Origin of the sequence: Emticicia sp. C21, assembly GCF_003418935.1 — a bacterium.
In the GTDB taxonomy this organism is placed as follows: domain Bacteria; phylum Bacteroidota; class Bacteroidia; order Cytophagales; family Spirosomataceae; genus Emticicia.
Genome location: NZ_QVMT01000001.1, coordinates 238,224 through 251,232 on the forward strand (window position 1 = coordinate 238,224; position 13,009 = coordinate 251,232).

A 13,009-nucleotide genomic window follows, 5' to 3' on the forward strand; every position below is an offset into this window, starting at 1 on the left:
CGAATTACAGAATCGTTAGGCTGTTGTTTAATTACTTTCCTGGTCTTCGGCAACGATTACTTTCATATGTTCACGAGCCAGTTCATTTATAGAATCAAAACGGTCGTAAACCCATGAGGCCTTCGATTTTAGTCCGGAGCTTTTTGCCAAAGTATAGGACACAAGACTAAGCTCGCCTATTTCGTTGATGCGTTCGATAATATGAGCTAGTTTGGTATCAATAATAGCTCCGCTAATGCAATTCACCGCTGGAATATGTTTAGTTAATTGGTCATCAAGTATTTTGAATAAATCTTCATTTTTGTGAGGATGGTGATACAAATACAGTAGTGCTATAATAATTTCCTGAGCTGAATCTGAATTCAGGGAAGGTTGTAGGGAATCATATTCAAAAGGTATCTGGAATGACTCAAAATTTAATACTTCTTCTTTTAATTTAGTGGGACTTACCAGATTATCTAAACCTGACTCGCAATGATGACGAATAGACTCTTGCTCATGTTCTAAACCATCAATAAGTATTGGTAGGACTTTTAATAATGGATATTGCCGATAGTTTTCTAGAAACTTATCAATACACATATACGCAATTGCCTCCATTTCAGGCTCGGTGAGGTAGAATGTAAATAGTTCTAATACTTCTTCGCCATCGTAGCCTCCCAAAGCGACATTCAATAATGTATGTTCTTTTTCCTTAACGGTACCTACTTCTAAAACTTCTAGTAGCTCGCTATTTTCACTGAACTTATTCTGGAATTCGTTATCGTATGGATTGTTCATAAAAATGTGGGTTGAATGTTCCTTTTATCACAGTAATATTCTAATCATAGCCAAGTCATCTGTTGGTTTTAAACCATATTCAAATTCCAGATGCTTTAATTGCCAACTCAACATTTCACTATTTTGTTTATTAGCTTTATCAAATAGCAAAAAATTCATTGGGTCAATGGCCGATGCATAATTAGTTTTATTTATTGGCATAAACGTAAAAATACCGTCAGTCGCTACAATTATATCCTGTATCTCATGAAATAATATTTTCTGTTGCTGAGCACTATACCACTCCTCAAAATCTTTGTGCAAATGATACCCTACATAATCAGGAACATTATTCTGGTCAAAGTCGGTTATTTGTCCGTTGATGCATACCAATCCATCTCCGATAGCCATGACAATTCCTTGTTTTTCTTTTTTGTCAACAAGCATAATAACCAAAGTAGTAAGAAGTTCGGCTGTTTCAAGCATCAGCTGATTCCTGATAAAGCTTAATTCATTAAATAAATCGGCTAATATGGCTTTCAGATAGCTTTCAGGTGTAGTATAGGAATCTAAACCATAAAATGCCTTATAAGACTTTTCTTTAGTTATTTTTCGCAGTAATTTACCTACTAATGTAGAAGCGAAATAGCTATCGGTAGCCATTGTGCAACCGTCCATTACGGCGCAAACAACCATGTCGTCACCAATTTTACCAACAAAATAATAGTCTTCGCAATAAATGGGGTGATGCTCACCTTTTTGTAGTGCTGTGTATATTTTCATTTTTTAAAATGCAAAGATATATCTTATCTCGCATTCTTAAATAACTCCTCTTCCCCACTCACTTAATCCCATAACACCTCCAATCAGGAATTTATCTAAAAACTCTGCTAGTGAATTAGTTACTGCTATATCTCCATCAGTATAAATGACATACTTATTTTTGTCAGATTCATCTATTCTAAGATACCAGGTTTCACTAAAAATCATATACTCTGCTAAAACAATTTCTTTTGATAGTTTCCATTCTTTTACTATTCCTTGTAATGAAAGAAAATTAAATATAATTTGATTTTCACAGGTGAATCCATTGCAGAATAGATAGAAATTAACAAAATCTTCTGGAAGCGAAACGTTTATCGTCTGCTCAAAGAAATTAACAATTTTCATAGAAGCTCCATCATTAAACTGAATATCAAGAACATCTTTATTACGTTCTATTATTCCTGTTATATCATTAATTGTGGGTTTCATAATTTACTTAGCGTTTCATGTTCCTATTTTATGCTTTGTTTATTTCAACCAGCAAAATCCATATTTTATCTCTCCTCCACACAAATAAAAGTCCCAAAGCCAATCGTATTATCAAGTTCTTTACGATTCAATTCAGGGAGATACATTTTTGAGATAGTACCATCCAGATAGAGAGCGTGCTGGCAATTGAATTTTTCTTTAAACAAGGTAGCGAAATCGTAAAAATTAACTGCTTGGTCAGAAATAGCAAAAACTACCTTATCTTCGTCAATAATACCTACTCCACTTCTAATAGTTTTATTGGCAGAACCCGCCACAAATCGAGGATGAATATTCCCCTCAATTACCAACAAAGGGCCTGATTGAGTTGCAAAATTTAATTTGCTGCTCTTTTCATTAAAATCATCAGAAGCTTCAATATTAGCGTCTCCATTTTTAATATAAAAAATTCCGTTAGGTTCCAAATAGAAATTATCTGTTCCTTTTTTGCGATTAATCGGTACAATTTCTTTTCCATTTTCGATATATAATCCTAATGGCTCCAGAGCTTTGGTATAAATACCGCCATTCGTAGCAAAAACCAAGCTTTTTGATTGTTGGTCGAGGTATTCGTAAAGATATTTGAAAGTACCAATTGATCTCCCTTCCGGGGTTTTATGATAGAATGTTAGCTTTGATACCTTTAAATCGACTGTATAGGTTGAGTAAACATTACCATTCATTATTATCCGCTCTGCTTTATTAGCTTCAATTTTCGGGAAAGTGGAAGGGGTAACATTTTTCATTTTTATCACACCATTGAGATTCCCGGATTCACCCGGGGTATTGCCATAATATAACCATGAAAAATAGCTCATCACTGCAATAGCCAAGCCCCATAGCAGCAAAGTGCTGATAGTTTTTATGAAGCTTTTCTGTTGGGGGGTTGGAGTATTATTATTTGCCATACAGAAGTTTCTAATAAGCAAACGCAAGTAGATAATCGGTCGCCTCAATAAGTATTATCGAAAGTCCATATTTTTCAATTTCGCTTGCTGTCTGGTTCATTTTTAAAGCTTCTTTAATCAATATTGGTATTTAATAGCTTAAACAGCATGGTATTAGTAAATTCTAATGTAATTTTAATTAAACTTTTTGCTTTATGACTTGACTTTTATAATTAATTATCGCAAAATTTGTAAACTTTTTTAGTCACAGCAAAACATACTTAAAAAAGCAGGATTTTGTCCTGCTTTTTTTTTATATCGTCGCAAGAAAATGCTTGCTCCGATCACTTCTCAATTACTTAATATTCAATCAGTTTTTTCTTTAACACAATAAGCTGAAACATATCTTCTGTTCATTTCTTATTTTTAATCTCATTTTTAAACTAAATGCTATCTTTTCTCGTTTTAAAGTCATACTCACCGAGTAACCTATACGCTTCACTTTTTTTGCTTTCTCATACCCTATATTGTGTACAGTTCTTTAATTCCGTAAGGAATTAATAGTTTACTTGTATTCAAGCGAACGATCCATACAACTTTAATTTTACTTACCATGAAGACAATTAGATTCTATTGGCTAGGACTTCTGTTGATACCTATGCTTATCTTTCAAGCCTGCGAACCTGACGAAATTGTGACTACACCCCTTGTTTCAGGATTAAATTGCGCTACCACTACTATTTCATCAATGCCTATGAATGGCGTTAATTTTTCCGGTAGAGCAACTATTGGGTATTCAGGTGGGAACGGCATTGCCTATACATCAAAAGACACCATTGGCTCTACTGGTGTAACTGGACTTAAAGCGCATTTGGTGGCAGGTTTTCTGACACACGGTGAGGGGACAATTGCTTATGCCATCACAGGTACACCTACCTCTGTGGGGAAAGCCACTTTTCCTATTTCTTTTGGCGGTCAAACCTGTAATATAGAAGTGTCTGTCTCTGCGGATACCACCATCCCTAAGCCATCAACAGGTGCGGCAAGTAGAATTATGGCAGCAATTGATACCTTTAAGACTACTTTAACAACCGCACAGTGGACAGCCGTACAACTACCATATACAAAAGCCAATGCAATCAACTGGTCGGTTCAGGCTGGCAACATAACCCGAAATGGCTTAGAGTTCAGTACCATGACCGAACCTCAGATTATTGCAGCCAAAAAAGTAATTCAAGCTGCTTTAGGTACTACTGCCGACGAGGGCTACGAAGAGTTTTTGCAAATTAATATGGCTGAAGAAGTTCTTGCAGCTAATTCAGAAGGAAACTATTCATCTAAAAAATACAGTATTGCTTTTATCGGTACGCCAAGCCAGACAGGTAAGTGGGCTATACAATTCGGAGGGCATAATTATCTACAAAATATCAGCTTTGATAATGGGGCTGTAGTGGGTTCAACCCCCTCTTTGCAGGCAGTTGAGCCTCGCACATGGTTACAGGCTGGTGTGGCCTATGCTCCACTCGATAATGAAAAAAATAGTATGGCAGCCATGTTGGCTGGTTTAACGACCGCGCAACTATCATCTGCTAAACTGGCTACTACTTTTACAGAAGTAAGTTTAGGAACAGGTAAAGACGGGCAATTTCCGACAACTAAAGCCGGAATTCAAGTCGGTTCCTTAAATGCTACTCAAAAAGCCCTCGTATTGGCAGCCATCAAACCCTGGACACTTGATGCTGATGACGTTACGGGTGAAGCTATGCTAAAAATCTATGAACAGGAATTGAATAATACCTACATTTCTTATTCGGGTAATGCTGCACTTACCCAAAGTGGTGATTATGTCCGGATTGATGGACCAAGTGTCTGGATAGAGTTTATAGTGAGACCTGGGGTAGTGAATACTGCCGAAGTGCAGTACCGTTCTGTATATAGAGATAGAAAACGAGATTATGGTGGATTATAATAATTGATTCAAAGCGATGTTCCCATTTGTTCGCTTAATTTGTCTGACAGAGTGCCTCATTTGGGGCACTTTTTTATTGAATACAATTATTATTTGTGCGAGGCAATACACACAAAAACGTATACTATTCTATCCGAAGATTTATTGCTGATATTTTATGAAGAACACAAATATTTAATCTAAAAGGGAATTTCAACTAATGCCCTTTCATTTAATACAAGAAAAATGATAATTACCCTTATACATCGGCTAATTATCAAAGTATAAAATTACTAAAAATCGTCAGCTTGATAAAGCCCGAGCCGGGTGTAAGAGTCGATTGATACATTACTTTTAAATCGTTAAGATAATCGACAAAATCATTCATTTTCTTCTGGCAAACCTCTTTGCTGATAGAAACAGTCAAGGCTGTCTGTAAAGCACTAGTGCTCATATCAGTATAAGCAATGTCGCATCTCCCTAAAGCTCGGGTAATGTCGTTACTAAGTTCATTTAATGTTCTCATTGCGTCTTTAATTTAGGTAAAACTGATTGATTAATGGCAAAGTCTGCTTATAGAAAAGGAAAACACTTGAAAAAAGGGAGACCGTTTGGGACGAAAATTTATAGTGCAGCCACTGAATTGAGTAAATATAGGATTTTGGCTAGACTTCTCTAATTAAAATCATATATAAATATTCAACGTAGGATGAAAGTAGTTTATTGCGAATCAGGCTTTTCGGCAGTTAAATTAATTTACTTTTAATCCTGATAAAATCTCAGAAAAAAAACATCTCAAAACCTGTTTTATATTTTAAATTTATACTACATTTGTTTTAATATACTAACTATTATAAAACCTAGATATTTACCGATTATGTCTCTTTATTTACTCAGGAAAGAATCTTCTTGCTTGTTAAAATCAACTGAACATTTGGTAAATTAACCCTATTGCGAATAAACGCGCAGCATTTTTTTGTTGTAAGTCTCTCCAATAGTTTTTTCCTTTTGACTTCACACTAAAATTAATCCATCGAAACCTAAGATTTAATTAGAAATGCTTGCAAACTGCTGTTGAATCAGATTGCATCTGTTATGCTTTTTTTTGGCATCCGGAATCAGCGTAGTATTTTCTATTGGTCTGAAAACATTGCTATATGCAATAAACTCAGTAGCTGGTCTATTGTTGCCAAACCTGTTTTAGGTACACTAAAAACGTTTTACACATTTTCATGATATCAGGTTAAACTGATATTTTTGAGTTAATAGAATTGAACTCAAGTGGTTAGGTAATCATGAAAAAGGCAAGGTTTTACCTTGTCTTTTTTTAAAAATTTTCAGGGATTAATACATTTACTTTAAAGTTTTGAGTGGAATTTATGAAAAGGATACTTCTTGCCACCGATTTTTCGATAGTATCAGAAAAAGCGGTACATTATGTACTCAATTTGATAGGTAATCATTCCAGCGAATTTACCTTTTTACATGCATATTATTCTTTTCCAAAAGAAAGTTCGGCAGAGGTGTCGTTTAACTCTTTCGAAGCTATTTATAGTCGTTCGAAAGCCAACATGAGGCAGTTTATTGCATTGGCAGAGCAATTAGATGTTAATCATATTCATACTTTCAAAAGTTTGTTACTGCCTGCTTCACCGGCAGGTGCCATGCATTTTTTAAGTTATCAGCGTGATTTTGATCTAATAGTTACAGGCGCCAGAAATAAGCGTGAAGATATTTTCTTTGGCAATGTTGCCACAGACATAGTTCGTAACGTGCCTGCTAATGCGATAATCGTACCAGAAAGAGCAAATATGGCACCTCCAAAAAATGTGGTGATGGCCGTTGATGAACAAAGTGCGTGTTCGTTTAATGAACTTGCAGGATTGAAAGCCATTTTACAAAAAAATGGTTCTAAGCTTATTTTATTAAGTGTGTCGAAAGATAAAGCCCTTGGTAAAGCTCCTCTCCCAACTTATGACTATCATTATTTTTTCAAAGACATTGAGGTGATAGATTATCCAATCTATGCTAAAAATCTTGAAGAGGGTATCACAAAATATCTAAATTTTCACGAAGCAGATATGTTGGTAACCATTACCCGGCAACGTTCGTTTCTGGAGGGGCTTTTCAATCGTTCGGTTTCGAGCAAATTAGCCTTGAATCCTTTAGTACCTTTAATGAGTATTTATTCTAAAGTAAATTCAGACGTGACCAATCAAGAAAAAGTGAGTTTTTAACTAAATTTAAATTATCTGGTGATTTAATACCGGATTTTATGCTGTATTGAAAAATGTATAATCAATCGTTGCTCCGGACTTCTCAACTTTATTAATTGAAGTACTCTTTTTATTTCAAACATGAAACCTATATAACAGGCCTAGCTTTAGCCAGGTCTGTTTTTTAATTTTTAGATGCGCCTACTTATTAAAAAGCTTGAGGATTGAATCAAAAATTGAATTGGACCTTTTAGTTTTAACAATAGCTTTCTCCTCAATTGGTATTTTATTCTCATCTGTTATTAGTAGTCTATTCTTTATTTCTATTTCAGTTTTCTTCTTCTCTTTGTTTTCGTTAATCAGCACTTGAGCTGGTTGGCCTGCATAAGGTATTCTTTTCTTGTGCGTGGGTTTAGGTAAGTTTTCTATTAGATGAATGCCAAAACCTGCCTTTTCCATTGCACTTTTAAATTTATCTATGAAGTCGTTTACATTTTCAGGTAATACTGATACATCAGTTATATACTTGGCAATGCCGAAAATAAGAGTAAAGTCTCTCTTACGATTCCATTTTTCAAATCTCCACACAGCCCAGGAATCTCTTATATTCTCCTGTGTAAAGAAAGTTGCTAAGTCATATTTCAAAAAAAAGTCTAATCTTTTCAAATCTATATTGTCGGCACTACATTCATTTACTAAAGCTTGTAATGTTAGCGCTAAAGTTTCATTTGTAAACTCAGGGTTTTGTACTAAATAGGTTAAATCAAATAAATCTTTAAATCTTGGTCTCACTAAAGTCTGATGGATTTTCCATGATACTTGTAAGTTTAGTGGCACTGTTCTGGGTACTATAAAACTTTCTCCGGATATGGGCTCATATTTTAAAGGAATTGGCAGACTCTCTAAATCAAGGTTGAAAGATAAATCAATAAATAATTGTATTTCTTCACCCTCTACCCAACATAATAAATCAGTATTTACAGTCGGAAAATCATCTGACATGGCATAATCTATTCTTCTCCAAAACTGATTGAGTGTAAAACTTCTGAATTCTACTCCATCATTCTCTTTTTTTTCAGTAATAGTTATCAGCCAATCGTCAAATATCTGTCTGGCAGTCTCATCGTCATGAATCGGTTGTAAATAAACCCAGTCTAGATCGGCCGGAATTCGTAGAACTCCCTTGGGAAAATATTGCCTTGTCACAAAACTTCCTTTAAGCATAAAAGGGTGGTCAACTGCCGAAGCCCTGCGAATAAAGGCTTCCTGGGCAATCATCAATAGTCTGGCGTATTCTTCTCTTTCCATTATTCTTTTTTATTTCAATAACCAGCCATTATCCAGGTATTGGTGGTTATCAAAAATACAATATTCTGATTGTGGTTTATAGATAATTCGGTTCTCTTTTTTCAGACTTATAGATAACTGTTTTATTCTATCTTCAAAGGTCGCTTTCGTGCCGTATTCTCTTAGTGTAATAAAACGAAACTCATTTTCATTTTTGAGGGCATTACGTGATAAATGGACTTGATGTGCTTCACAAATCTCTTCAAGTTTTTCAATAGCTGTATAACTTACTTTTCCATGCCATTCAAAGTATTTTTCAAAACTGGTCGAAAAATCAGAAAAAAGTGCAGCCTCATCAGCAGGTACTTCAATTTTGAGACGGCGAACTATAAAATGATTAGTTGTTAGTAATTGAGATAGTTGATTAGCCGCTGACAGGATAATGGCAAAATCGTTGGATTCTATAATTTTACTTAACATGGGTTGACTAACAAATTCTCCCCTTGATAGTTCTATCAATAATGGTTTTGCTTCATTAAGCTTGCAAAAAAGCACAAAATCGTTTTGTTGAGATAGAGAAAAAATTTCAACAGTAATATGGATTTCAAAAGGTATAATCTTGTCTGACATTCTTTAGATTGTAATATAAAGTAAAAATATACTCTTGTATAAATACTTTCAGGACTTTAAGAAGCAATCCGTTGGAAAAATACTAATTCAATAAGATGCTTTTCAGTATCTAGATCTATTTTATTCAATAAAGCTTTTGTTTCCAACACTCGTTCTTTTTTCAGACGCGGTACAGGTATATTTTCAGCAATAATATGAACGGTATCATAAAAAGTATAGTCTTTCCATATTTGCCATTCGCCCAGAAGCGATTTTGGTAATTGTTCATTATCATCAATTATCAGTAGTGTGCTGCCATTCGACATAACAAATATTTCTTTGACCTTGTGTTTCATATTTATCCAATTTATCCAAACTCCAAATTATTAAATGGTTACTCATAAAATGGTTTTACTGTAAAACCAATTAATAGTATTTTCAGAGTCCCGAAAATAATTTACTGTTTTCTATTTACCAATAAAATATTATGCACAATTCTCCCCTAATGAATCGACAGCAAATTTTGCAATAAATTTATTCTGCTTTTGAATGGATGTGCCGTAAATTCTTTACTTTCGCAAAAGCTTAAGAAGTAGATTCGTAATGAGTTAAAACTCAACGTATCATAGCTTCCTAAATCTTGCTTATTCAATCCTAAATAGACAATCTAAACATGAAAGAGAAATCAGACGAATCCAGGAGATCGTTTATCAAAAAAAGCGCTATTGCTTCTTCTTTCTTTATCGTTCCCAGAAACGTATTGGGTGGCGTCGGATTTATCTCTCCAAGCGACCAGTTGAATCTGGCTGCTATCGGTTCGGGAGGTAAAGGCCGCAGCGATATAACCAATGCATCTGTGAAAGGTAGAGAGCGCGTGGTAGCCCTTTGCGATGTTGACTTTTCGGGTTCTGCCGCTCAGACAGTAAAGCAGTTTCCAAATGCTAAATTGTATGCTGACTACCGCGAGATGTTTGATAAAGAAAAAGACATCGACGCTGTTACTATCTCTACACCCGACCACGTGCATGGTCCGGCAGCTAAATTTGCCATGGAGCGTGGCAAACACGTATATGTGCAAAAACCAATGACACACAATATCCGTGAGGCACGTATGCTGACTCAGATGGCCAGAACGAACAAGATAGTGAGTCAGATGGGTAACCAGGGAGCATCAAACCCATTATTGAAAACAGTACAAGGCTGGATTGATTCGGGTAAGATGGGTAAAATTGCGAAAGTACAAATCTGGACAAACCGCCCTGTGTGGCCTCAGGGTAATGCCATGCCAAAACCTGATGAAGCCTTAAAACCAAAAGATTTAGACTGGAATTTATGGCTTGGCCCTAATGAATTTAAACCTTATGTACCTGGCATGCATCCATTTGGCTGGCGTGGTTGGTGGGATTACGGCACAGGTGCTTTGGGTGATGTGGGTTGTCACCTGATAGATATTCCATTCAGAACATTGGGTCTGAAATATCCTACTGATGCCGAATGTAGCGTGGGAACTCTCTACACTAAAAGATCACCCGAGTATAACCCTGAAGGCTGCCCAGCTTCATCAATGATTACGCTTCATTTTGATGCCACGAAGAAGAGCCAGTCACGTATTGAAATGACCTGGATGGATGGTGGTATCAGACCTTCACACCCGGATCTTATTCCGGCAAATGAAGATATGGGCGGAACTAATGGTGCTAATGGTGTAATGATCATTGGTGAAAAGGGAATTATCACCACCAATATCAATGATAGTTCTCCAATGATGCCGAAATTGTACCTAAGTGATGGAACCAGAGAAGTGGGTCCTGAATTACCAAAAGATATTGAACCGGAATACGGTCATCAACGCAGATGGGTTGATGCTTGTAAAGCAGGTTTCAATAGCAAAGAGCATAAAGAATTAACCTCGTCTTTTGATTATGCAGGCCCAATGACGGAAACGGTATTGATGGGTAATCTGGCTATCAGAAGTTATCTGTTGAAGAGAGACAATGGCAAAGGTCAGTCAGAATTCTTCGCTCGCAAAAAACTTTTGTGGGACGGTGAAAACATGAGAATCACTAACCTTGAAGAAGCCAACCAGTTTGTAGGCAGAGCAACCTACCGCGAAGGCTGGACAGTATAATTGATATAGATTTTGAATCATTAAGGGCATCAGCTAAATAGTTGATGCCCTTTTTGTTTATTACTTTTAACTTAATGAAATATAGTGTCATTTATCATTAACTATTTTCTCTTCATTCGGTATATCTTTTTTTGCTAAACCAGCTTTCATTTTTGAACTTTGTATTTCTGCTTTTACATCCTGTAATTCAATAGAAGCTAAACGTCCATCTAATTTATGAAGCAAATCCTTAAAAGTTTTAGCCTCATCTTTCAGTGCCAGCAATTCTGCTTTTAATTGTTGATTTTCTGTTTGTAAATCTGTTGTTCGTTTTTCCAAAGCTTGTGAAAATATGAACAATAACCCATCCATATTGATAGTGCTTACGGTTGTATCGGTGCCAATAGTTCCGTAAGTATCTTTGCCAAAAGCTGCAAAGATTTCTTGTGCCATCGGGCCGTAGAAACGCTCTGCTTTAATACCCTCATTCTTATAATTCCATGAACCCAAGCGCAGATTTTTTAATTTTGTCAGAAAGGATTCTCCGTCTGCCTTGACATATCTTTCTTTTCTGGTCGAATCGCTAATGCTGTTCCAGGCAGTTTGCCCATTAGAAAGATAAACACCTGTGCGATTTTTATCACCACTAGTCAATAAATAATATCCATTTTTAAAACGTGCCATAAATTGGTCGTTTACAGTATTGCTGGTAGTACCCTGATCAAGCGGATCACTATCACCAATAATAAAAGAACCCTCTTTACCTGCAGTATTTACATGAGCTCCAAGAGCTGTCGATTTATTACCGCTGGCTACTGTCAGATATCCACTTGATAAAGAATAATTGCCACTTGCCTCTGTAAAAAAACCTGATGCGAAAGCTGAAGAGCCTTTTGCTTTTGAAGTATATCCCGTTGCAAAGGAGGCGTATCCGGATGCTAAAGTATGATAGCCTGTTGATGTACTGGCATCTGCTGTAGCAAATGTCTCATCTCCCATAGCCGTTGACCTTTTCCCACTGGCAATTGTACTTTCTCCCATAGCTGTAGAGAAGTCGCCTTCTGCGGTAGTTTCAGAACCTAATGCTATCGACTTAATACCAAGTGTTTTGGCATAGTAGCCTATGGCTATCGAATTTTCTCCTTCAGCACTTACTGTATTACCAATGGCAGTTGTATAACTACCAATAGCTTTTGACTGAAAACCTATTGATACAGCAGCAAGATTAGTAGCTTGCGCCTGAAATCCCATAGCTGTTGAGATTTTGCCACTGGCTCTGGTATTGAATCCTGTGGCAAAAGAAAAAATACCGATATTATTGGCAGACCAGGCAATAGTATCGTTGGCAGTACCTACCCTGAATGCTGAGCGGCTTGGTATCCACATAAGCCTGGTACCGAATTCATTGGCAGGCACAGTAGGTGGATTGCTTACATTATCGGCATAATAGCTTACTCCTACCGGATTTTTTGACCAGAAACCACCTGTATTTGTATTAGAAATCGCATTGCCAGATAAATTCCAGTAATTGGAGGTACTTCCACCTTTAGGTAATTCAGTCCAATCATCATTTTGCCAATACCAATAGCTCTTGGTATTTTTATCAAAAACCAACATTCCATTCGCAGGATCTATAATGCTCATGCGTTGTGCGGTAGTCATTTGTGGTAGTACCAAACCGGGTAGTATTTCAGTACTTTGCGCGAAAGTTATACTGACAGAAAATAGCGTTATGAAAAGAAGAGAAAGTTTTTTCATGGACAATTGTTTTGTTTTAAGTGGCATTTTTAAACCTTAGCAAAACTATGTCTGGGTATAATCTAAAAAAAAAATATCCCTTTAAAGGGATGAAATCTTATAACGAATGGTGATGTTTTTTTAACGAATGGTTAATAATAAACAA

At 36.1% G+C, this 13,009-nt stretch carries 12 protein-coding genes; 3 read left to right on the forward strand and 9 right to left on the reverse strand.

Annotated elements, in window-relative coordinates:
- Positions 1-27: 27 nt before the first annotated feature.
- The 4 genes from D0T08_RS00965 to D0T08_RS00980 all read right to left on the reverse strand — a co-directional run bounded on the left by D0T08_RS00965 (position 28) and on the right by D0T08_RS00980 (position 2,960).
- Positions 28-780, reverse strand: a complete 753-nt coding sequence (locus tag D0T08_RS00965) for a hypothetical protein (protein ID WP_116980695.1) — start codon at positions 778-780, stop codon at positions 28-30.
- Positions 781-807: 27 nt separating this feature from the next.
- Entirely contained in the window at positions 808-1,542 is a 735-nt protein-coding gene (locus tag D0T08_RS00970; protein WP_116980696.1) for a protein phosphatase 2C domain-containing protein, read from the reverse strand.
- Between the two features lie 36 nt (positions 1,543-1,578).
- Positions 1,579-2,013 carry an SMI1/KNR4 family protein gene (locus D0T08_RS00975; RefSeq protein ID WP_116980697.1) on the reverse strand — a complete coding sequence of 145 codons (435 nt, stop codon included), beginning with the start codon at positions 2,011-2,013 and terminating at the stop codon, positions 1,579-1,581.
- 65 nt (positions 2,014-2,078) lie between these two features.
- Positions 2,079-2,960: a phosphodiester glycosidase family protein gene (locus D0T08_RS00980; RefSeq protein ID WP_116980698.1), complete on the reverse strand. Its 882-nt coding sequence runs from the start codon at positions 2,958-2,960 to the stop codon at positions 2,079-2,081.
- Positions 2,961-3,552: 592 nt separating this feature from the next.
- Between D0T08_RS00980 and D0T08_RS00985 the strand changes: the two genes are divergently transcribed.
- Complete coding sequence (locus tag D0T08_RS00985; RefSeq protein ID WP_116980699.1) at positions 3,553-4,908, forward strand: DUF3500 domain-containing protein; 1,356 nt, start codon at positions 3,553-3,555, stop codon at positions 4,906-4,908.
- A 256-nt stretch (positions 4,909-5,164) separates the two neighbouring features.
- Here D0T08_RS00985 and D0T08_RS00990 read toward each other — a convergent pair whose 3' ends face one another.
- Complete coding sequence (locus tag D0T08_RS00990; protein ID WP_116980700.1) at positions 5,165-5,413, reverse strand: hypothetical protein; 249 nt, start codon at positions 5,411-5,413, stop codon at positions 5,165-5,167.
- 853 nt (positions 5,414-6,266) lie between these two features.
- Between D0T08_RS00990 and D0T08_RS00995 the strand changes: the two genes are divergently transcribed.
- Positions 6,267-7,124, forward strand: coding sequence for a universal stress protein (locus tag D0T08_RS00995; RefSeq protein ID WP_116980701.1), 858 nt, complete (start codon positions 6,267-6,269; stop codon positions 7,122-7,124).
- A gap of 180 nt (positions 7,125-7,304) precedes the next feature.
- Here the strand turns inward: D0T08_RS00995 and D0T08_RS01000 are convergent, their stop codons facing one another.
- From D0T08_RS01000 to D0T08_RS01010, 3 genes are read right to left on the reverse strand one after another with little or no spacing between them, the layout of a single operon-like run.
- Complete coding sequence (locus D0T08_RS01000) at positions 7,305-8,411, reverse strand: nucleotidyl transferase AbiEii/AbiGii toxin family protein (RefSeq protein ID WP_116980702.1); 1,107 nt, start codon at positions 8,409-8,411, stop codon at positions 7,305-7,307.
- 9 nt (positions 8,412-8,420) lie between these two features.
- Entirely contained in the window at positions 8,421-9,020 is a 600-nt protein-coding gene (locus tag D0T08_RS01005; RefSeq protein WP_116980703.1) for a hypothetical protein, read from the reverse strand.
- A 56-nt stretch (positions 9,021-9,076) separates the two neighbouring features.
- The gene (locus D0T08_RS01010; protein ID WP_147322679.1) at positions 9,077-9,355 is read right to left on the reverse strand and encodes a hypothetical protein; all 279 of its coding nucleotides are present in this window, start codon (positions 9,353-9,355) and stop codon (positions 9,077-9,079) included.
- Positions 9,356-9,672: 317 nt separating this feature from the next.
- Here D0T08_RS01010 and D0T08_RS01015 point away from each other — a divergent pair, with 317 nt between their 5' ends.
- On the forward strand, positions 9,673-11,127 hold the full coding sequence (locus tag D0T08_RS01015; RefSeq protein ID WP_116980705.1) for a Gfo/Idh/MocA family protein: 1,455 nt from the start codon (positions 9,673-9,675) through the stop codon (positions 11,125-11,127).
- Positions 11,128-11,214: 87 nt separating this feature from the next.
- Here the strand turns inward: D0T08_RS01015 and D0T08_RS01020 are convergent, their stop codons facing one another.
- Positions 11,215-12,864 carry a tail fiber domain-containing protein gene (locus tag D0T08_RS01020; RefSeq protein ID WP_158561164.1) on the reverse strand — a complete coding sequence of 550 codons (1,650 nt, stop codon included), beginning with the start codon at positions 12,862-12,864 and terminating at the stop codon, positions 11,215-11,217.
- Between the last annotated feature and the right edge of the window lie 145 nt (positions 12,865-13,009).

Bases quoted from the DNA above. Each gene is read 5' to 3' on its own strand.
- D0T08_RS00965 (WP_116980695.1), bottom strand. From the start codon at position 780: ATGAACAATCCATACGATAACGAATTCCAGAATAAGTTCAGTGAAAAT.
- D0T08_RS00970 (WP_116980696.1), bottom strand. From the start codon at position 1,542: ATGAAAATATACACAGCACTACAAAAAGGTGAGCATCACCCCATTTAT.
- D0T08_RS00975 (WP_116980697.1), bottom strand. From the start codon at position 2,013: ATGAAACCCACAATTAATGATATAACAGGAATAATAGAACGTAATAAA.
- D0T08_RS00980 (WP_116980698.1), bottom strand. From the start codon at position 2,960: ATGGCAAATAATAATACTCCAACCCCCCAACAGAAAAGCTTCATAAAA.
- D0T08_RS00985 (WP_116980699.1), top strand. From the start codon at position 3,553: ATGAAGACAATTAGATTCTATTGGCTAGGACTTCTGTTGATACCTATG.
- D0T08_RS00990 (WP_116980700.1), bottom strand. From the start codon at position 5,413: ATGAGAACATTAAATGAACTTAGTAACGACATTACCCGAGCTTTAGGG.
- D0T08_RS00995 (WP_116980701.1), top strand. From the start codon at position 6,267: ATGAAAAGGATACTTCTTGCCACCGATTTTTCGATAGTATCAGAAAAA.
- D0T08_RS01000 (WP_116980702.1), bottom strand. From the start codon at position 8,411: ATGGAAAGAGAAGAATACGCCAGACTATTGATGATTGCCCAGGAAGCC.
- D0T08_RS01005 (WP_116980703.1), bottom strand. From the start codon at position 9,020: ATGTCAGACAAGATTATACCTTTTGAAATCCATATTACTGTTGAAATT.
- D0T08_RS01010 (WP_147322679.1), bottom strand. From the start codon at position 9,355: ATGAAACACAAGGTCAAAGAAATATTTGTTATGTCGAATGGCAGCACA.
- D0T08_RS01015 (WP_116980705.1), top strand. From the start codon at position 9,673: ATGAAAGAGAAATCAGACGAATCCAGGAGATCGTTTATCAAAAAAAGC.
- D0T08_RS01020 (WP_158561164.1), bottom strand. From the start codon at position 12,864: ATGAAAAAACTTTCTCTTCTTTTCATAACGCTATTTTCTGTCAGTATA.